Consider the following 19,359-nt stretch of genomic DNA (forward strand, 5'->3'; position numbering starts at 1 on the left):
CCGCATGGCACCCATCGAACGGCCGTCGGCGGACCCTGCCGAGGGAGAGACGGCTACGGGAACAGGGCGCCGTTCCGCGGCCGGGTCGGGCGGGGCGCGGCGGACTCGCCGGTACGACCCGGACCGCAGGACGCGCATCCTGGACGCCGCTCTCGACGTGATCGCCGAGCACGGGAGGGCCGGGACGACCCACCGGCACATCGCCACGCGTGCCGACGTGCCGCTGGGCTCGGTCACCTACCACTTCTCCAGCCTGGTCGATCTGCAGGCGCAGGCGTTCGCCCGGTACGTGGAACTGCAGTCCGCGCACTTCGAGAGGCTGTTCGAGGACGTGCGAACGCATGAGCAGTTCGTCGAGGTTCTGGTCGATCTCGTCCACGGAGGCCCTGCCCGGCACCGCGGCGCGGTCCTCGGATTCGAGCTCCACCTGGCCGCGCTCCGCGACCCCGACCTGCGCGTCCTGACAGAAGCGTGGACGCGGGAGAGCCGGGCCGTACTGGCCCGTTTCACCGGCCCGGACAATGCCGCGCGCCTGGACGCCCTGCTGGAGGGAATGATCATGCATGCCCTGCTGGCGACGGCGCCGGAGCCACGCGAGGTGACGCGGGCCGCGATCGCCCGGACTCTCGACCCGGCCGACGGAACGGGCGCCTGACCGGTATGCCGGCGCCCCACCGGCGCGCGAAGTGACGGCCGGCGCCGGCGACGTACTGACAGCCAAGGCAGACAAAGGAGATCTCCATGTCCCGCACCGCACCTCTGCTCGCGGTCACCGACGCAGAGCTGAACGACCTGCGTTCTCGGCTGCTCGGCACCCGGTGGCCGCCCGCCTGGCCCACGAGCGGGTGGGGCGCCGGCACCGACGCCGGCGAGCTGCGGCGACTCGTCGCGTACTGGGCCTCCGGCTATGACTGGCGCGCCCACGAAGCCGAGGTCAACGCTCTGCCGTCCCATTTCGCGGACATCGATGGAACCCCGGTCCACTACCTGCGCTTCGACGGCGAACGCCCCGGCGCCCTGCCGATCGTCCTGACCAACGGGTGGCCCAGCTCCTTCCTCGAACTGGTCGGTCTGGCCGACCGGTTGGCCACGCCGTCGCGGTACGGGGGCGACGCCGCCGACGCGTTCACCGTGATCGTCCCCTCGCTGCCCGGATTCGCCTTCTCGCCGCAGCGGCCCTCACTCACGGACCCGCCGCAGACCCACGAGCTCTGGCACCGGCTCATGCACGACGAACTCGGCTTCGATCGATACGCCGCCCACGGAGGCGACCTGGGCGCCGGAGTCACCTCGCGTCTCGGCGAGGCCCACCCCGAAGCGCTCGTCGGCATTCACCTGCTGGCGATCGCCAATCCGATCGCCTACGACGCCGCCGGCCTCACCCCGCAGGAACAGGCGTACCTCGACTCCGTCGCGGCGTGGACCGCGGAGGAGGGGGGATACCAGCACCAGCAGAGCACCCGCCCCCTCACCCTGAGCTTCGGACTGGCCGACTCGCCGGCCGGGCTGCTCGCCTGGATCGTTGAGAAGTACCGCGCGTGGAGCGACTGCGAAGGCGATCTGGCCACCCGGTTCAGCGACGACTTCATCCTGACCCAGGCATCGCTCTACTGGTTCACCGAGACCATCTCCACGTCGTTCCGCCCCTACTACGAGTACGCCAAGGGACTGACGCGGCGCGTGGAACGGGTCGACGTCCCCACGGCGCTCGCCCTGTTCCCGGCCGACCTCAGCCGGCCGCCCCGCAGCTGGGCCGAGCGCACCTACAACCTCACCCGGTACACGCGCATGCCCCGTGGCGGGCACTTCGCCGCCCACGAGGAACCGGACCTGCTCGCCCGCGACATCACCGACTTCTTCCGCGCCTACCGGTGATCAGCGGAGGGTGCGGACGCCGGCGGCGTTAGCAACTTCGGGTGCGACGTGGCACTATCACGCAGGTGACCAGCAGACCCGCCGCCGCGCAGCACCTGAGCGACCTCGCGCGGCTGCGCCGTGTCCGCGACCGGATCGACCGGGAGTACGCGCAGCCGCTGGACGTCGAGGCGCTCGCCCGTGGCGTGAACATGTCGGCCGGGCACCTCAGCCGCGAGTTCAAGCGCGCCTACGGCGAGCCGCCGTACGCCTATCTCATGACACGGCGTATCGAACGCGCGATGGCGCTGCTGCGCCGTGGCGACCTGAGCGTCACCGAGATCTGCTTCGCGGTCGGCTGCTCGTCGCTGGGCACCTTCAGCACCCGCTTCACCGAACTCGTCGGAATGCCACCCAGCGTCTACCGGCGCCAGGCGGCGGGCGCGATCGTAGGGATCCCGTCATGCGTGGCCAAACAGGTGACCAGACCGATCAGGAATCGAGAAGCGCCGGTCAGCGGGCCGCAGCTAGCGTGACAGCCATTCACCGACGTCGACCCGCGCGCGCACTGACCACCCCGTACCACTGGTTCCGCGTCACCCCGCACCGCGTCCAGTCCTGGCACGAGGTGAACGAGCCGCCCGACCGCGAACTGATGCGCGACGGCCGCCGGCTGGTCTGACGCCCCGGCCGGGTCCGCTGACCGGACGCCCCTGCTCGAAGCCGGCCGAACCGCGCCGGGCGACGCCGACGGAGACCGCGGAAACGGCTTCACCCGAACAGATGGAGACACGATGAGCATTGCCACGAGAACGGACACGCAGCCGCCTGCGCCGCACGTCGCCGACAGCCACGATCTGATCCGCGTGCACGGCGCGCGCGCGAACAACCTCAAGGACGTCAGCGTCGAGATCCCGAAGCGTCGGCTGACGGTGTTCACCGGCGTCTCCGGCTCGGGCAAGAGCTCGCTGGTGTTCGGCACGATCGCCGCCGAGTCGCAGCGGCTGATCAACGAGACTTACAGCGCGTTCGTGCAGGGCTTCATGCCGACGCTGGCGCGGCCCGACGTCGACGTGCTCGACGGGCTGACGACCGCGATCATCGTCGACCAGCAGCGGATGGGTGCCGATCCCCGTTCCACGGTCGGCACCGCCACCGACGCCAACGCGATGCTGCGCATCCTGTTCAGCCGACTCGGGCAGCCGCACATCGGCTCGCCGCAGGCGTTCTCCTTCAACGTCGCCTCGATCAGCGGGGCGGGGGCGGTCGCCCTGGAACGCGCCGGACGCACGGTGAAGGAGCGTCGCAGTTTCAGCGTCACCGGCGGCATGTGTCCGCGCTGCGAGGGCCGGGGCTCGGTCAACGACATCGACCTGACCCAGCTGTACGACGACGGCAAGTCGCTCAACGAGGGCGCTCTCACGATCCCCGGCTACAGCAGGGACGGCTGGTACGGCCGCATCTTCAGCGGTTGCGGCTTCTTCGACCCGGACAAGCCGATCCGCAAGTTCACCAAAAGAGAGCTGAACGACCTCCTCTACAAGGAGCCGACCAAGATCAAGGTCGAGGGGATCAACCTGACCTACGAGGGTCTGATCCCGAAGATCCAGAAGTCGATGCTGTCCAAGGACGTCGATTCGCTGCAGCCGCACGTCCGCGCCTTCGTGGAGCGAGCGGTCACCTTCACCACCTGTCCCGAGTGCGGCGGCACCCGGCTCAGCGAGACGGCCCGGTCCTCGAAGATCAAGGGGATCAGCATCGCCGACGCCTGCGCGATGCAGATCAGCGACCTCGCCGAGTGGGTGAAGGGCCTGAATGAACCGTCCGTCGGGCCGCTGCTCGAGGCGTTGCGGGAGACCCTCGAGTCGTTCGTGGAGATCGGGCTGGGCTACCTCTCGCTCGACCGGCCGGCGGGCACGCTGTCGGGCGGCGAGGCTCAGCGCACCAAGATGATCCGCCACCTCGGCTCCTCGCTCACCGACGTCACCTACGTCTTCGACGAGCCGACGATCGGGCTGCACCCGCATGACATCCAGCGGATGAACGACCTGTTGCTGCGCCTGCGAGACAAGGGCAACACCGTGCTGGTCGTGGAGCACAAGCCGGAGGCGATCGCGATCGCCGACCACGTCGTCGACCTCGGCCCCGGCGCCGGTACGGCGGGCGGCACCATCTGCTTCGAGGGCACCGTCGAGGGGCTGCGGGCCGGCGGCACCATCACCGGTCGCCATCTGGACGACCGGGCGGCCCTCAAGGAGAAGGTGCGGACCTCCACCGGCACGCTGGAGATCCGCAACGCGGCGACGCACAACCTCCAGAACGTCGACGTCGACATCCCCCTCGGGGTGCTCGTCGTGGTGACGGGCGTGGCCGGGTCGGGCAAGAGCTCGTTGATCCACGGCTCAGTCTCCGGACGCGACGGGGTGGTGTCGGTCGACCAGACCCCGATCCGCGGCTCGCGACGGAGCAACCCGGCGACCTACACCGGACTGCTCGACCCCATCCGCAAGGCGTTCGCGAAGGCCAACGGCGTGAAGCCGGCGCTCTTCAGTGCCAACTCCGAGGGCGCCTGCCCGAACTGCAACGGCGCCGGCGTGATCTATACCGACCTGGCGATGATGGCCGGCGTCGCCATCCCCTGCGAAGAGTGCGAGGGGAAACGGTTCCAGGCAACGGTGCTGGAGTATCACCTCGGCGGCCGCGACATTAGCCAGGTGCTCGCGATGTCGGTGACCGAGGCCGAGGAGTTCTTCGGCGCCGGCGAGGCGCGCACGCCGGCGGCACACGCCATCCTCGGCCGGCTCGCCGACGTCGGGCTCGGCTACCTCAGCCTCGGCCAGCCGCTCACGACGCTGTCCGGCGGCGAGCGGCAGCGGCTCAAGCTGGCCACCCACATGGCCGAGAAGGGCGGCGTCTACGTCCTCGACGAGCCGACCACCGGTCTGCACCTCGCCGACGTCGAGCAGTTGCTCGGCCTGCTGGACCGGCTCGTCGACTCCGGCAAGTCGGTCATCGTCATCGAGCACCACCAGGCGGTCATGGCGCACGCCGACTGGATCGTCGACCTCGGCCCCGGGGCCGGCCATGACGGCGGCCGGGTCGTCTTCGAGGGCACACCCGCCGACCTCGTCGCCGCCCGCTCCACTCTCACCGGTGAGCACCTCGCGGCCTACGTCGGCGCCTGACCCAGGCCCTACCGGACACCGTGGAACGCGTTCTCGCACGTCACGGGAAGCCCCCTAGGACTGGGAAGCCCCCGGGGGAAGGACCGCGGTGTCCGGTCGGGTGCCGGCGACAGCGCTCAGTCGGCGGCAGCGCCGAACCACTTGGGCAGCCGGCCGAGCAGATCCTGCTGATCGTCACCGACCCACGCCACGTGGCCGTCCGGCCGCAGCAGCGCCGCGGGTACGTCCAGTTCCTCGCTGACGTCGACGACGTGGTCGACCCGATCCGCCCAGCCCGTCACCGAGAGCCGGCCCGTCTGATCGAGCAGCAGCCCGCGACCGCCGTGCATCAGCTCGTAGAGGCGGCCCTGTTTCAGGCCGATGTCACGCATCCGCTTGCCGAGCAGTTCATGCCCGTCGCCGAAGTCGTAGCGGACCCCGATCCCGATGATCTTCTCGATCAGGTACCGGTGCACGTCCTTGAATTCCATCAGTTCCGTCATCAGCCGGCGCACTGCCTGGGGGCCCGGCTCGAGGGACATCAGCTCGGACTGCGCGCGGGTGTTGTTCAGCACGTCGGCGGCCACCGGGTGCCGTTCGGTCTGGTAGCTGTCCAGCAGCCCCTCGGGTGCCCAGCCGGCGAGTTCGGCGGACAGTTTCCAGCCGAGGTTGAAGGCGTCCTGGACGCCGAGGTTGAGGCCCTGCCCGCCGATCGGCGGGTGGACGTGCGCCGCGTCGCCGGCCAGTAGCACCCGGCCGACCCGGTAGCGCTCGGCCAGCCGGGTGGCGTCGCCGAAGCGGGACAGCCAGCGCGGTGAGTGCACGCCGAAGTCGGTGCCGGCGAACACCCGCAGCCGCTGCTTGAACTCCTCGAGGGTCGGCGGGACCGTACGGTCCTCGGCCACCTCCTCGGCGGGCACGACGACGCGGTAGATCCCCTCCCCGAAGGGCCCGAGGCCGAAAATATGATGCGTCTTGCGGACTTCCGCCACGATGGCGGCGACCGTCGCCGGGTCCTCGGTCACCTTCATCTCGCCCAGCAGCCATTCGCCCTTGGCGGGCTCGCCGGGGAAGCCGACACCGAGCAGCTTGCGCACCGTGCTGCGGCCGCCGTCGCAACCGACGAGATAGCGCGAGCGCAGCCGTGTGCCGTCGGCCAGCTCGGCGGTCACCCCCTGATCGTCCTGGCTCAGCCCGACCAACGCGCAGCCGCGCCGGACCTCGGCGCCGACCTCGATGGCGCGCTCGGCCAGCAGGCGATCGATGACGGGCTGCTGGATGCCGAGAATGTACGAATGCGCGGTGTCCAGCCGGTCAGGCCACGACTTGTCGATACCAGCGAAATAACCACCGTACCTAAACTTTTTGCCGCGCTCGAGAAATCGCTCCAGCAGACCGCGCTGGTCCATCACCTCGATGCTGCGCACGTGCAGCCCGAGCGAGCGAACGATTTCGGTGGGCTCCGCGTCCTTCTCCAGCACGAGCACGTGCACTCCGTGCAGCCGCAACTCGCCGGCCAGCATCAAGCCGGTCGGCCCGCCGCCGACCACGATCACGTCGAACATGAATCACCCATTCCCCGAGGTTGCGTTTTCGGCCGGCTGCGCCGCGCGGTTCGGCGCCGAATCCCCGATTTCCATCGGTGCCGGCTTCAGCCGCAGATTCTGCGGCATGACCCGGGTCTTGCCGCAAGCCCCCCAGTGCGCTATACGTTGAAAGTGGCAAGGAGTGGATAATCTCCTTGCCTTTTCTCGTCTTCGCCTCGCTGTGCGGTCGGCTCGGGGTACCCGGCAGGGCGAGATGGCCAGGGCAGAGCTTCGAGGTCCCGACAGCCGATGAAACCGGAGCGGGGCTGCGGTCAGGCGGTTTCCGGTCCGGGGGCCAGTACGGGCGGTTCGCCGGGGAGGACGCCGGGGGCGGGGGTGCGCAGGCCGTCCAGGACGACCTGGAGGTTGCGGTCCCACTGGCGGGTGCCCGCCTGGAGGCCCAGGGTGTGGGGTCCGGTGGATGCGGCGACCATGAGGAACGTCACGTCCTCCCAGGTCACGTCCGTACGCATCGCTCCGGCCCGCTGAGCTCGCTCCACCAGGATCTGAATACGGTCGCGCAGCTCGGCCCGGGAGTGGTCCAGAACGTCACCGAGACGCTTGTTGACGTCGCACAGCTCGTTGCGAAGGTGAATGTAGGACAGGGCGAACGTCGTGAAGCCCGCCCAGGGGTCTGGATCGGCCATCCCCTCGTCGCCCTTGGCGATGATCTCCCCCAGCACCTCGCCGAGGACCGCTTCGAGCAGGGCTTCGAGGGAGCCGACCCGGCGGTAGAACGTGCCGATGCCCACACCGGCGCGGCGCGCGATCTCGTGGGCGGTGATCTCGCCACCCTCGACGGCGGCCTGACGGGCGGCGACGACGAGGCGTTCCACGTTGCGCCGGGCGTCGGCGCGCGGACGCCGGCCCGAACCGTCGTCCAGGAGCCGGTCCACCGCGGGAACTGCTGCTGCCATACGACCAGCCTAGCAATAAGCGGACCGACCCAGTCCGTTTAAGTGGACAGATCGCCTCCGGTTGCACTAGCGTCTTCGATCCGGACGCAAAGCGTCCACTTAGATTGAGAAGTGCGAGGTCGATCATGCCCAAGATTCCGCCAGGCCCGATGAAGATCACGGCGCTGGCCGCCGGGTTCCTCATGGCGAGCCTGGACACCACCGTGATGCAGGTCGCCGGGGCCACGATCCAGGAACGCCTGCACGCCTCCCTCTCCCAGCTCACCTGGGCCGTGGACGGCTACGTCCTCACCTTCGCCGCCCTGCTGATGCTGGCCGGCGGCCTGGCGAACCGGGTGGGCGCGAGACGGGTCTACATGTGGGGCATGGGGATCTTCGGTGTCGCGTCACTGGCCTCCGCACTGGCGCCGGGCATCGAGGTCCTGATCGGGGCGCGGCTCCTGCAGGGGGCCGGGGCGGCGCTGTTCATGCCGAGTTCGCTCGCGCTCCTGGTGCGGGCCTTCCCGGACGCGCGCGAACGCATCAAGGTGCTGGGCGTCTGGTCGGCGATCGTCTCCTCGTCGATGGCGCTGGGCCCGACGGCCGGCGGCATCATGGTCGGCGCGTTCGGCTGGCGCAGCATCTTCCTGATCAACGTGCCGATCGGCATCGCGGGCATGCTCCTCACCCGCCGGCACATCGCCGGGGCCGGCGGGGACGCCCGGCCGCTGGCGGCCCCCGGGCACGGCGCCGTCATCGTCCTGCTGGCCGGCATCAGCTTCGCGCTGATCGAGGGACCGCAGCTCGGCTGGGCCGCAGCCCCGGTGATCGGCGCCGTCGCCGCCGCGGCGCTCGCCGCCGTCCTGCTCATCGGCCGCGAGTACCGGACGGACAACCAGGTGATGCCCTGGACGCTGTTCCGAAGGGCCCGCTTCACCGGCGCCAACGCCGTGGGCTTCCTGTTCAACGCCGCGTTCTACGGCTCGCTCTTCGTGATCGGCCTGTACGTCCAGCACGCCCGCGGCGCGAGCCCGCTCCAGGCCGGGCTGGAGATCCTGCCTCTCACGATCTTCATCCCGTTCAGCAACATCGCCTTCGCCCGCATCTCCGTGCGCGTCGCGGCCGGCCCGCTCCTCACTGTTCCCCTCGTGGTCGCGGGGGCCGCCTCGCTGGCCCTGGTCGCCCTCTCGCCCTCCACCCCGTACTGGATGCTGGCCGTCGCCCTCGGCCTTACCAGCATCGCGGGCGGCATCATCTCCCCCGCCATGACGGCGGCCATGGTGGACGCGACGGGCACCCGGCACGCCAACACCGCCGGTTCGATCCTCAATGCCAACAGGCAGATCGGCTCCCTGATCGGCATCGCCTCCATCGGCGCCGTCCTGGCCGGCTCCCCCGACTGGACCGCCGGAGCGGCCCTCTCCTTCCTCCTCGTCGGCGCCGCCTACCTCGCTGCGGCGCTGATCGCCTGGCGCCTCATCCACCTGCCCGAACGCCGCGAGGCGACCGCGGCCGCCGGGGGTGATCGTGTCGAGTCATTCGTGCGGGGAGGTGAACCCGATCTCGCGCTGGCGGAGGTCGCCGACCATGGTGACCAGACCCTTGGGTGATCGGCCGTAGCGGGTGAGCGCGGAGGACGGCCAGTGCGACGAGATCGCCATCCCGCCCTCCGCCATCGCGTCCGCGACCGGTTAAGCGATCGAACAGGCCACCGGCGTCGACATGCGATCCCTGACGAATCGAAAACCACAAACGTTCAACGACTCGTGACAGCCCGACCGGCCTCTGCCCTACCTGGAGGAACGGCTTCTCGCGCATGGCGAGAAGGGCGGGCGACCTCCCAGGCCGCCTCGATCATCAGGAAGATCTCGTCCACCGCGGCCTCCGGATCGGCCGCCTCGCGGGCCAGCGAGTAGGCGTCGATCGCGAACCTCGCGATCGTCCGGCAGGCCGTCGTGCTCTGCGGCAGGTCGGGATCGGCGGCGATGGCCGTTGCCAGCGACTCTGCATGGCGCAGTCTCATCGACTCCTCGTACTCCCGCAGGGCGGGTGATCCGTCGATCATGCGCCAGATCGGGGCGGCGCTGTCCGCCGTGCAATGCCGCACCAGGGCCTGGATCTCGCGGCGCAGCGCGGGGATGAGCGACTCGTGGGGGGCCCGGCCGGTGACCGCCCGCGTGAGGCGTTGCTCGAAGTCTTCGTCCTGCTCGAACACCAGGGCTTCTTTCGAGGCGAAGTGGGAGAAGAGCGTGGTGACGGCCACGTCGGCCTCAGCGGCCACGTCACGGATGCCCACCGCGTCGTACCCGCGTTCCAGGAAGAGCCGGAGGGCGGCATCGGCGATCTTCTGGCGGGTCGCGGCCTTCTTGCGCTCACGGCGCCCGAGCGGCACGGTCATACCTTAATGCTACCAGATGCAAATACGTAGCGGTTCCAAAACACTAACCGTTAGTGCTACGGTCGGCCGCATGAAGAAAGTGAGCTTCGCCGAGTTCGGCGGTCCGGACGTTCTGCAACTCATCGACGCCGAGGAGCCCCACGCGGGCCCCGGTCAGGTACGCATCGCCGTGCGGGCGGCGGGGGTGAACCCCGTCGACTGGAGGATCCGTGAAGGCCAAAGACTGAAAGCCCATCCGATCGAGCTGCCCTCCGGAGTCGGGCTCGACGCCTCCGGGGTGGTGGACGAGGTCGGCGAGGGCGTCGAAGGTGTCGAGGTCGGCGACCACGTGTTCGGCGAAGGCTCGAGCACTTATGCCGAGTTCGCCGTGCTGTCGGCCTGGGCCCGGATGCCCGAGGGCCTGACGTTCGAAGAGGCGGCCGGGTACCCTTCCGTAGTGGAGACCGCGCTCCGCATCATCCGCCAGGTCGGTGTGCGGTCCGGGCAGACGCTGCTGGTCAGCGGCGCGTCCGGCGGAGTCGGATCGGCGGTGCTGCAGATCGCCCGCGACCGCGGCATCACGGTGATCGGCACGGCTGGGGCCGCGAACCAGGACTATCTGCGCAGCCTGGGTGCCGTCGCCACGACGTACGGCGAGGGCTGGGTCGAGCGGGTGCGACAGCTCGGCCATGTCGACGCGGCTCTCGACCTGGCCGGCTCGGGCGTGATCCGCGAGCTCGTCGAGCTGACCGGGGATCCGCAGAAGGTGATCTCCATCGCCGATCTCGGTGCTCCGGAGCTCGGGGTCCGATTCTCCGGCGTGCCCGGGAGCGTCCCAGACGCGCTCGCCGAGGCCGCCGGCCTCATCTCGCGGGGAAGGCTCCACATCCCGGTCGAGAAGTCGTACACGCTCGCCGAGGCCGCGGCGGCGCACATCGACAGCCATGCCGGTCACACGCGCGGACGCCGGGTCATAATCGTCTGAGCCATTTCCTGCGCAGTTGCACAGCCCGGCAGGCTGGTTTCCTCGGCCGTGGTGAACATGCCTCCCACCGCCGAGCCTGCCGGGCAGGGATGGCTGCAGGTCTTCTACTCAGCGCAGTACGGCCGCCAGCAGGTCGGCCCCCAGCGCCGTCAGATCGGGCAGATTGAGGGTGTACCGGACATAACGACCGTGCCGCCGAGCCGTGAGCAGGCCCGCACGGCGCAGGACGGCGAGGTGGCGGGACACCTCGGGGGGTGAGAGTTCCCAGAAGTGGGCCAGCTCGCCGGTGGTGTGCGGGCCGCGGGCCAGGGTGCGCAGTAGCCGCAGCCGTACCGGATGCGCGAGCGCCTCCAGCCGGAGGGTGACCGTCTCCAGTGAGACCGGCTCCGCCGGACTCGGCTCGGCGACGGGGTACTGCACCACCGGATGCCACCCGGGCGCGTGGACCGCCACCAGGTGCGGGCGGCCGAAGACGCTGGGGATGAAGGTGACCCCGGTGCCACGGGCGGCGGTCGCCTTGTCCTGCACCTTGTCCACGATGATGCAGTCGCCGTCCGGTGCCAGGGTGACCGCGCCGGAGACCGAGGCGAGTGCCGCCCCGATGCCCTGGCGCCTGAGCAGTTCGTTCTTCAGGCGCAGATCGGTGGCGAGCTGCACCGCGACGTCCGCCCAGGCGCCGTCGAAGAACGCCTCGGCGCATTCTTCGAGGGTGTGGCGCACCCGCGCCCGCACCGCGGCCGGGTCCGCGAGCAGCCGTTCCGCGAAGGCCTCCTGCAGCGCGCCGCGGGCCTGGGCCACGTCCAGGGCCCGCTCGCGCGCGGTCGTATCGGTGAGCGGCGAGGCCCCAAAGAAATGGACCCGGTTGCTGCCGCAGGTGGTGACGAGCGCTGCGGTCACGTACTTCTCGTCGTCGATCCGGTCCACGTCGTCCAGCTCCTCGGCGAGGGTCAGCCGGGGTCGCGCGGGGATCAGGAAGTCGGCCTGTGAAGAACGCCAGAGGAACTCCGCCTCCCTGAGCCGCTCGGCCAGCTCCGGGCGCAGCCCGGCCCAGACGTCCGCGGCCCAACCGGCGAACTGCGGATGGTGACCGGGTTCGGCCAGCACGTGCAGCATCGCGGTCAGCTCGGCCAGTGGGGAGGCGGCGAACCGCATTCGCTCGGACGGCAGACCGCTGATGTCGATCCTCAGCGTCATCCCCCCATCATCACCGCCCGGACAACCTGGCGACGGCGTCGATTGACGATGTGCGTCAACCGACGTGCCCTGCCTCAGTGGCCGAACGCATCGTCTGACGCCATGGCAACCATCACCCGAATCCAGCCCCGCGCCCTCGTTCGCGCCTCCGGAGGCCCCCGCTATGCCGTCGCCCTGGCCGTGGACGCGCTAGGCACCGGCCTGCTGCGGCCCTTTCTGCTGCTCTACGGCGTGACCGTACTGAGGCTGTCCGCGCCGGTCACCGGCACCGCCATGACGGTCGGCATCGTCGCGGGTCTGGTGTGCATGCCCGCGGTGGGCCGATGGCTGGACCACGGCGCACGTAGCACGGTCGTGGCGGCATCGATGCTGGTGCGGGTGCTGGGCGTGGCGCTGCTACTGGCCGCCCCGGCGGGGCACATCTGGCTTTTTGCGACGGCGGCACTCTTCCTCGGCATCGGCAATCAGGCATGGCCGGCCGCCCACGCCGCGCTCGTGGCCACGGTCACCGACGGACGAGAACGCGACACCGCCCTCGCAGGGGCCCGCGCCCTGCGCAACGCCGCCCTGGGCGTCGGAGCACTCCTTGCCACCGTATGCCTGGCCGGCGGCACCACCGCACTGCGGGCGCTGGCAGTTGTCACTGCGCTCGCCTACCTTGCCGCAGCCGCCTTGGCGTGGTCGGTCCACGTGCACGCACATCCAGCGGAGGCCGCCCCGGCCAAGGACCGGGACGACGAGCCCGCGCCCCGGATGCTCGCGCTACTCGCCGCCAACGTGGTCTACGTCTTCTGCCTCAACGTCCCCGAGATCGCGATCCCTCTGGTCCTGGTGACGCAGTTCCACGCGTCCCCGGTGTGGGCGGCGGCCGTCTTCGTGGCGAACACGGTGCTGGTGGTCACCCTGCAGGTGCCGGTAACCGTCCTGATATCCCGCTTCTCCCGGCGGACCGTGCTGGCTCTCGCCGGCGTGGTACTCGCCGCGTCCTACCTCGGCTTCCTCGCGGCCACCTCACTGGGACACGGCTGGGGTACCCCGGCCGTCGCCGCGGTGTCCGTGGTCTGCACCATCGGCGAGATCATCTATGCCGGCAGCGCCACCGCGCTCGTCACCGCTCTCGCCCCGGCTCATGTCCTGGGACGCGCCCTCGCCCGCTTCCAGCTCTCCACGGGCTTCGGCCTCGCCGTCTCCCCTGCGGTCATCACCGCTCTCGCCTCCCATGGCTCGGCCGCCCTCTGGGGCGGCCTCGCCGCTGCGACGCTCCTCTCCGCCTCCGCCGTTGCCACCGATAAGGATCGAGGAACGCGGTTCAGCGGTTGCCGCCGCCGGGCGCGAGCAGGCTCGTGAGCTCGGCGATCGCCTCCGGGGAGGGTTTGAAGTAGCGGCGGACGTTCTCCGGCTGCCTTCTGGCGGCGGGGCATCATCCCGCAGCTCTATGCCCGCCTTCGGCCGGAGTGTCAGCGATGGCTTCGTCCGCGGCTTCGGCGGCCGTGCCGGGTGGGCTGACCTGGACCAGCAGCGCGTCGAGTGACAGGTCCAGGACCCCGGCGACGGAGACGACCGTGAAGAAGGCCGGTGTGGGGATGCGGCCCCTCTCGATCTTCCGCAGAGTCTCCGGGGAGATCCCGGCCTGGAGTGCCACGTCGGTGATGCTGCGCGAACCCCTGGCCTCGCGCAGCAGGTCGCCCAGCCGTTCCCCGCGCAGGCGGTCGGCGATCGACAACGGTTCCCGTACCATGTGCCCAATACTAATACCGGTATAGTTATCGGAAGTTAGAAGGAGGCAGGAGTTGATCGAGCTCAAGACCGCCACCGAGATCGAGGTGATGCGGGAGGCCGGCCGGGTCGTCGCGGCGGTGCACGCACAGGTTCGTTCGTACGCGTCGGTCGGCGTGTCCCTCCGTGAGCTCGACGAGCTGGCCCGCCAGATCATGCACGAGGCCGGGGCCGGATCGTCCTTCCTCGGCTACCACCCGACGTTCGGCGCCACTCCCTACCCCGGCGTGATCTGCACCTCGGTGAACGAGGTCATGCTGCACGGCCTGCCCACCGGCTATCGGCTCCGTGACGGCGACCTGCTGAGCATCGACTGCGGCGCCCACATCGACGGCTGGCATGCCGACGGCGCCGTCAGCTTCTGCGTCGGCCGGGCCCGCCAGGGCGACGGCGACCTGATCCGGACGGCCGAGGACATGCTGGCCGCCGGGATCAAGAAGGCCGTGCCGGGCGCGCGGCTTGGCGACATCGGCCAGACCATGTCCCGTATCGGCCGCGCGGCCGGCTACGGCATCCAGCACGACTTCGCCGGCCACGGCATCGGGCGGGCCATGCACGAGGATCCGTTCGTACCCAACGAGGGCCGTCGAGGGCACGGCCTGAGGCTCCGCCCCGGCATGGTCATCGCCATCGAGCCGAGCCTGATGGCCGGAGGCGATGACGACTACACGATGGCCGAGGACGGCTGGTCCCTGTGCAGCGGTGACGGCAGCCGTACGGTCCACGTCGAGCACTCGGTGGCCGTCACCGACGACGGGCCGGTCATCCTGACCCTCCCCTGATGCCCAAGGGGAGAGGGCCGCGGTTCGGTTGAGACCGGCTTCGAGGTCAGGGCCCGGCTGGGGGCATGTCCGCCGTTCATCAAGCCGAAGGACAGCCCGCCCGTCCATGGCGGCACTACACCGGCAGGACCAGTAGCCCGTCGCTGGTCACTCATCAGGTGCGACTTCCATGACCGGGAGTTACACCAGTACAGACCCGCCTCGGGCTGCGGCGTTCATCCGGCGGTGTCGGATGCCGGCGTCGGCTGGGGCTGGGGCTGGGCCCGGGTGAGGTTGTCCATTATCAGTCCGAGGGTGAACTCGAACCGGTCGTGTCCGGTGCCGGAGGTCAGCTCAGCGGCATAGCGTCGGGTCTGCGGAAATGTGTCGGCCGGCAGTGCGGTGAACCGGCGGATCAGCTCCTCGCGACCAAGGACCCATTCCTGGTCCGGGTGTCTGCGCCGCTGCTGGACCAACGACTGCTCCAAGGTGTAGGCGCTGACGTAGAGAGACAGAGCATCGAGCACCCAGGCGGCGCTCTGCGGTTCGATTCCGCCGGCGAGCAGGATCGCCAAAAGCCCTTCCTTGACCCGCAACGTGGAGAGGTTGGTCGGGACTACGCCCAGCGCGGCACGGGAGACTCCGGGGTATTTCAGGTACTGGTCGCGGATCTGCGCGTACACGTCCAGGATCTGCTTGCGCCACGTGGCCGGGTCCGGTTCGGGCAGCACGACCTCGGAGCAGAGCCGGCCGACGAGCAGATCGTCGATGTCCTCTTTGTTGACGATGTGCGCGTACAGCGACGACGGCCCGGTGTCGAGTACCGCGGCGACTCGACGGATGGTCAGTGCGTCGTAGCCCTCGGTGGCCACGACCTGCAGGGCGGCGTCGGTGATCCGGTCGACCGTGATGGGCTTCTTGCGTGGTGACGCCGCTGAGGGCTCCCCAGCGGGCTGGGCGTGACGAGCTGCTCGGCGTTGCCAGGGATCGGAGGGCATACCGATCACTATAGCTTGACACGATCTAAGTTCTCCAAGTAGAGCTTAGATCGTTCATGCAGAACTAAGTTCGTATCTGCTCGGAAAATCTTGTTCAGGAGGTGTGTGATGCGAGTTTCCGTGGTCGGAGCCGGTCTGGGAGGTCTGTGCTTGGCGCAGGGTCTGCGTGGTGCCGGGATCGAGGCCGACGTGTACGAGCGGGACCCGGCGATCACCGCGCGGTTCCAGGGCTACCGGCTCGTGCTGAGCCCGATGGGGTTCGAGGCGCTGCGCGGATGTCTGCCGCTGCGCTGGCACCCGCTGCTGGACGCGATCGTCGGTGACGCCTATGCCGAGCGGCTGATCCTGGACCCGCAGTTGAACCGGATCGGCGAGCTCGGCCCCGGTAGGACCGGGATCGTGATCGACCGGCACGTGCTGCGGCACCTGCTGCTGACCGGACTCACCGTGCGCACCGGGGCCGAGCTGACCGGCTACGACGTGCTGGACGACGGCAAGGTCGAAGCCCGGTTCGCGCACGGCGACCCGACCACCGCCGACCTGCTCGTCGGGGCGGACGGGGTCGGCTCCGCCGTCCGTGCGGTGCTCTCGCCGCAGACCACCGCGACCGACACCGGCACCCGGTTCGTCATCGGCCGTACGCCGCTGACCGAGCGCTTTGCCACCCTGGAGCCGGCCTTCGGCTCGAAGATTGCCGGGGCCGGGGTGAGCCTGATGCTCGGAGCGATGCGTTTCCGTACCCCGCCGAAGCAGGCGGCCGAGGAACTGGCACCCGAGGTGCCCCTCCCCGATATCCGCGACTACGTGCGCTGGGCGATGATCCTGCCACCGAACGGCTCGCTCGGCGCCCCGACCGCGCAGGAGGCCGTGCTGTCCAGGATGGAGGGCTGGCATCCGGACCTGCAGGCGCTCATCGAGCAGGCCGACCCGGACAACAGCACCCTGCTGTCCATCCGGGTGGTCGAGCCCCGCGAGCGCTGGGCGCCCGGTCCGGTCACACTGCTCGGAGACGCCATCCACGCCACCTCCCCGACCGGCGGCAACGGCGCGAACACCGCCCTGCGCGATGCCGACTTGCTGCGCCGCTGCCTGATCGAGGCCGGCGAGCGCCGCCAAGACCTCCTCGGCGCGGTCGGCGACTACGAGCGGCAGATGTTCGAGTACGGGGGCGAGGCCGTGCGCCACAGCCTCGCCGCGCTTCCCGCTTTCGCCCCGAACCCGGAACGACCCGAGCCGGTATAGGTTCAGAGCCTCCCGGGGAAGGGTGTCAGCCCTCGCGGCTGGGGAGCATGGCCAGGGCCTGGGAGCGCTGTGCGACGAGGTCGTCGTAGGTGCCGTCACGTTCGGCCCAGCGGTGCATGAGGACGCCCTTCACGAGGACCTCGTGGGGGGTGGGGTCTTCTGAGAGCAGTTGCATGACCTCGGTGGCGAAGTCGTCGAGCGGCAGCGCGTGCGGGTTCACCTTTTCCTGGTCTGCTGTGGCGACGGCCGGGGGGACGAGCTCGACGACGCCGACACCGGTGCCGTCCAGCTGCGCGCGCAGTGCCTCCGAGTAGGCGTGCACCGCGGCCTTCGACGCGGCGTAGCTGGGCATGGGCGGGAACGGCAGGAAGGCGATGCCGGAGGTGACGGTGATGAAGGTGCCGGCGCCCCGCCGGACCAGGTGCGGGGTGAAGGCGTCGATGATCCGGATGGTGCCGACCAGGTTGGTGTCGATCACCGTCTCTGCCGCCTCGAAGTGCGCGGGGTCGCGCAGGTCCTCCAGGAGCATGACGCCCGACATCGTCACCACCGTGTCCAGCCCGGGGTACCGGGCGAGCACGGCGTCGCGGAGAGAGGCGACGGAGGAACTGTCGGTGACGTCGATACCGAACGTGCCGAAACCTTCCCCGGCGAGTTCCGCGAGCGCCTCCGGGTTGCGGCCGCCAACGGCCACGGTGCTGCCCGCCGTGGCGAACCGCCGGGCCAGCTCCCGCCCGATACCCGAGGTCCCGCCGACGATGAGAACGGTGCGGTTGGAGAGATCCACGAGATCTTCCCTTCAGTCCAGGGCGCCGGCGGCGTTCAGGCCCGCAGCGCAGACAGCGGTGTCCTCTGTCTCTTTCAAAACAGTGCCATCGCAGTCTTGACGACATCCGCTGGGTGTGGCAGGGCCCCCCTCTTCCCTGGTCCTGGCAGGGCCCCCTCTGAGATACGCGCACCGCATTACGGTGTTGGTATGAAGGATGAGGAATCCGGCAACCGGCTTGGCCACTACCTTCGTGCCCGGCGTGAGCTGGTCTCCCCGACGCAGGCAGGACTCCCGCCCGGCGGCAACCGCCGTGTGCCCGGCCTGCGCCGTGAGGAAGTCGCCCTGCTCGCCGGAATCAGTCCTGACTACTACCTGCGCCTGGAACGGGGCCGTGACAAGAATCCCTCACCGCAGGTCCTCGAATCACTCGCGCGGGTCCTGCAGCTCGACGACATAGAGCGGGCCTACCTACTCGGCCTCGCGGCGGCACGCCCCAGGGCGCCGCGCCGCAAGCGGCCCGAGCACGTACCGGCGCGGGTGCACGAGCTGCTCGCCCACCTTCAGATCCCCGCGTTCGTCGAAGGGCGCGCGTTCGATGTCCTGGCCTCCAACCCCATGGCCGTCGCACTCTCCCCCCGCCTGCGGCCCGGCCAGAACCGGCTTCGTTCTCTCCTCCTTGATCCCGAGGAACAGGCCTTCCACCAGGACTGGACGAAAGCCACCGCCGATTTCATCGCCGCCCTCCGCACCACCATCGGGGACGACACCGACAACCCCCGGTTCGTCGAGCTCGTCGGAGAACTCGCGCTGTCCAGTCAGCGGTTCCGCACCCTGTGGGCCCGCCACGACGTGCGCACTCTCGACGGAGGAACGACCACGGTCCACCACCCCGTCGTCGGTGAACTACGCCTCCACCGGGACAAACTCCCCATCGACGACGTCATCCTCGTCGTCTACTACCCCGACAAGGACAGCGACAGCGACGAGAAACTGCGGCTCCTCGCCGCGCTCTCACACACCGAGTCGGGGGTCGACCAGCATCGGAACGAAAAGTCGCGGTAGGCCGGCCGCCTGGATTGACGCCGGCGTGACAGCCGCTCCACCACCTCGCGCAGCCAGGTCAGCCCGGACCACACCTGGATGTCCGCGACATGCGCCGGACCGAACGCGACGAGATAGCGCAGTACCAGCGCGTCCACCGGTACCGAACGCAGCGGCGTGCCCAGCCGGCTCTGCACCGGTGCCCATGCCGCGGGACCGTTCTTGCCCCAGACGCCCCGTGGTGGCACCTGGCACAGCGCGATGTGATGCGTCGCCGCGTACGCCAGCGCGTTCGGATCGGCGTCTGGCCAGTGTTCCGCAAGCAGCTTGCCGAGCTCGGCGCGGGTGCGCGGCTGCTCCTCCAGCAGCCGCTTCGCCTGCCTGAGCAGCGCGTCCCGGTTCACTCCCTGGGTACCGTGGCGAAAGTGCCCGCTGAACCGGGCGGCGTGCAGCGGATGGAACAGCGGGCGCCAGTCCAGGCAATCGCGCGCTGACGAGATGCACGGTGTTGCGCATCAGGTGCAGCCGTACCACCTGACGCTGCTCGGTCAGCGTCGAAAGCTCGTCCGCCGCGAAGTCCTGGAGACGGGTCCACAATCCTAGATGCCGCCCGCGGCCGCATCGATCTGGAGCGCATCGAGCGGAACTGGGAGGACGTGCTGCGGATCATCGGTTCCATCCACACCGGCGCGGTGCGGGCCTGAACATGCTGGGCC

Annotated in this window: 19 protein-coding genes and 1 pseudogene; 12 read left to right on the forward strand and 8 right to left on the reverse strand. The window is 69.8% G+C overall.

Going from position 1 to position 19,359, the window contains the following annotated elements:
• Positions 1–4: 4 nt before the first annotated feature.
• From ABD978_RS03370 to ABD978_RS03390, 5 genes are all read left to right on the forward strand, one after another.
• Complete coding sequence (locus ABD978_RS03370; RefSeq protein ID WP_345348053.1) at positions 5–655, forward strand: TetR/AcrR family transcriptional regulator; 651 nt, start codon at positions 5–7, stop codon at positions 653–655.
• An 86-nt stretch (positions 656–741) separates the two neighbouring features.
• Positions 742–1,875: an epoxide hydrolase family protein gene (locus ABD978_RS03375; protein WP_345348057.1), complete on the forward strand. Its 1,134-nt coding sequence runs from the start codon at positions 742–744 to the stop codon at positions 1,873–1,875.
• A 65-nt stretch (positions 1,876–1,940) separates the two neighbouring features.
• Complete coding sequence (locus ABD978_RS03380; RefSeq protein WP_345348060.1) at positions 1,941–2,390, forward strand: helix-turn-helix transcriptional regulator; 450 nt, start codon at positions 1,941–1,943, stop codon at positions 2,388–2,390.
• Complete coding sequence (locus ABD978_RS03385; protein ID WP_345348063.1) at positions 2,387–2,536, forward strand: hypothetical protein; 150 nt, start codon at positions 2,387–2,389, stop codon at positions 2,534–2,536. The genes ABD978_RS03380 and ABD978_RS03385 overlap by 4 nt, the downstream gene beginning before the upstream one ends.
• 112 nt (positions 2,537–2,648) lie before the next feature.
• Positions 2,649–5,039 (forward strand): ATP-binding cassette domain-containing protein, encoded by a 2,391-nt coding sequence (locus tag ABD978_RS03390; protein WP_345348066.1) that lies wholly within the window; start codon positions 2,649–2,651, stop codon positions 5,037–5,039.
• A 116-nt stretch (positions 5,040–5,155) separates the two neighbouring features.
• Here ABD978_RS03390 and rox read toward each other — a convergent pair whose 3' ends face one another.
• Both rox and ABD978_RS03400 read right to left on the reverse strand, forming a co-directional pair.
• Positions 5,156–6,583 (reverse strand): rifampin monooxygenase, encoded by a 1,428-nt coding sequence (rox, locus tag ABD978_RS03395; RefSeq protein WP_345348069.1) that lies wholly within the window; start codon positions 6,581–6,583, stop codon positions 5,156–5,158.
• A 293-nt stretch (positions 6,584–6,876) separates the two neighbouring features.
• A complete protein-coding gene (locus tag ABD978_RS03400) occupies positions 6,877–7,521 on the reverse strand; it encodes a TetR/AcrR family transcriptional regulator (RefSeq protein WP_345348072.1) in 645 nt (214 codons plus the stop codon).
• Between the two features lie 125 nt (positions 7,522–7,646).
• Between ABD978_RS03400 and ABD978_RS03405 the strand changes: the two genes are divergently transcribed.
• Positions 7,647–9,110, forward strand: coding sequence for an MFS transporter (locus ABD978_RS03405; protein ID WP_345348075.1), 1,464 nt, complete (start codon positions 7,647–7,649; stop codon positions 9,108–9,110).
• A gap of 146 nt (positions 9,111–9,256) precedes the next feature.
• Here ABD978_RS03405 and ABD978_RS03410 read toward each other — a convergent pair whose 3' ends face one another.
• Positions 9,257–9,898 carry a TetR/AcrR family transcriptional regulator gene (locus ABD978_RS03410; RefSeq protein WP_345348078.1) on the reverse strand — a complete coding sequence of 214 codons (642 nt, stop codon included), beginning with the start codon at positions 9,896–9,898 and terminating at the stop codon, positions 9,257–9,259.
• Between the two features lie 70 nt (positions 9,899–9,968).
• On the opposite strand from ABD978_RS03410, the gene ABD978_RS03415 reads away from it, so the two are divergent.
• The gene (locus ABD978_RS03415) at positions 9,969–10,862 is read left to right on the forward strand and encodes an NADP-dependent oxidoreductase (RefSeq protein ID WP_345348081.1); all 894 of its coding nucleotides are present in this window, start codon (positions 9,969–9,971) and stop codon (positions 10,860–10,862) included.
• Positions 10,863–10,970: 108 nt separating this feature from the next.
• On the opposite strand, the gene ABD978_RS03420 is transcribed toward ABD978_RS03415, so the two are convergent.
• Positions 10,971–12,056: a DUF5937 family protein gene (locus ABD978_RS03420; protein WP_345348084.1), complete on the reverse strand. Its 1,086-nt coding sequence runs from the start codon at positions 12,054–12,056 to the stop codon at positions 10,971–10,973.
• Between the two features lie 102 nt (positions 12,057–12,158).
• Here ABD978_RS03420 and ABD978_RS03425 point away from each other — a divergent pair, with 102 nt between their 5' ends.
• Positions 12,159–13,403, forward strand: coding sequence for an MFS transporter (locus tag ABD978_RS03425; RefSeq protein ID WP_345348086.1), 1,245 nt, complete (start codon positions 12,159–12,161; stop codon positions 13,401–13,403).
• A 73-nt stretch (positions 13,404–13,476) separates the two neighbouring features.
• Here the strand turns inward: ABD978_RS03425 and ABD978_RS03430 are convergent, their stop codons facing one another.
• Positions 13,477–13,794 (reverse strand): helix-turn-helix domain-containing protein, encoded by a 318-nt coding sequence (locus ABD978_RS03430; protein ID WP_345348089.1) that lies wholly within the window; start codon positions 13,792–13,794, stop codon positions 13,477–13,479.
• Between the two features lie 52 nt (positions 13,795–13,846).
• Between ABD978_RS03430 and map the strand changes: the two genes are divergently transcribed.
• Positions 13,847–14,614, forward strand: coding sequence for a type I methionyl aminopeptidase (map, locus tag ABD978_RS03435; protein ID WP_345348092.1), 768 nt, complete (start codon positions 13,847–13,849; stop codon positions 14,612–14,614).
• Between the two features lie 215 nt (positions 14,615–14,829).
• Here map and ABD978_RS03440 read toward each other — a convergent pair whose 3' ends face one another.
• The gene (locus ABD978_RS03440; RefSeq protein ID WP_345348095.1) at positions 14,830–15,591 is read right to left on the reverse strand and encodes a TetR/AcrR family transcriptional regulator; all 762 of its coding nucleotides are present in this window, start codon (positions 15,589–15,591) and stop codon (positions 14,830–14,832) included.
• A gap of 108 nt (positions 15,592–15,699) precedes the next feature.
• Between ABD978_RS03440 and ABD978_RS03445 the strand changes: the two genes are divergently transcribed.
• Complete coding sequence (locus tag ABD978_RS03445; protein ID WP_345348098.1) at positions 15,700–16,833, forward strand: FAD-dependent oxidoreductase; 1,134 nt, start codon at positions 15,700–15,702, stop codon at positions 16,831–16,833.
• A 25-nt stretch (positions 16,834–16,858) separates the two neighbouring features.
• Here the strand turns inward: ABD978_RS03445 and ABD978_RS03450 are convergent, their stop codons facing one another.
• Positions 16,859–17,620: an SDR family oxidoreductase gene (locus ABD978_RS03450; protein WP_345348101.1), complete on the reverse strand. Its 762-nt coding sequence runs from the start codon at positions 17,618–17,620 to the stop codon at positions 16,859–16,861.
• A gap of 189 nt (positions 17,621–17,809) precedes the next feature.
• Here ABD978_RS03450 and ABD978_RS03455 point away from each other — a divergent pair, with 189 nt between their 5' ends.
• A complete protein-coding gene (locus ABD978_RS03455; RefSeq protein ID WP_345348104.1) occupies positions 17,810–18,664 on the forward strand; it encodes a helix-turn-helix transcriptional regulator in 855 nt (284 codons plus the stop codon).
• Here ABD978_RS03455 and ABD978_RS03460 read toward each other — a convergent pair.
• A pseudogene (locus tag ABD978_RS03460) lies at positions 18,559–19,240 on the reverse strand (DNA glycosylase AlkZ-like family protein). The gene ABD978_RS03455 and the pseudogene ABD978_RS03460 sit on opposite strands and share 106 nt — an antisense overlap.
• Between ABD978_RS03460 and ABD978_RS43730 the strand changes: the two are divergent.
• On the forward strand, positions 19,240–19,347 hold the full coding sequence (locus ABD978_RS43730; RefSeq protein WP_425550675.1) for a Tn3 family transposase: 108 nt from the start codon (positions 19,240–19,242) through the stop codon (positions 19,345–19,347). The pseudogene ABD978_RS03460 and the gene ABD978_RS43730 sit on opposite strands and share 1 nt — an antisense overlap.
• The last annotated feature ends 12 nt before the right edge of the window (positions 19,348–19,359 follow it).

It is taken from the genome of Actinoallomurus liliacearum (assembly GCF_039542035.1).
Classification (GTDB): domain Bacteria; phylum Actinomycetota; class Actinomycetes; order Streptosporangiales; family Streptosporangiaceae; genus Actinoallomurus; species Actinoallomurus liliacearum.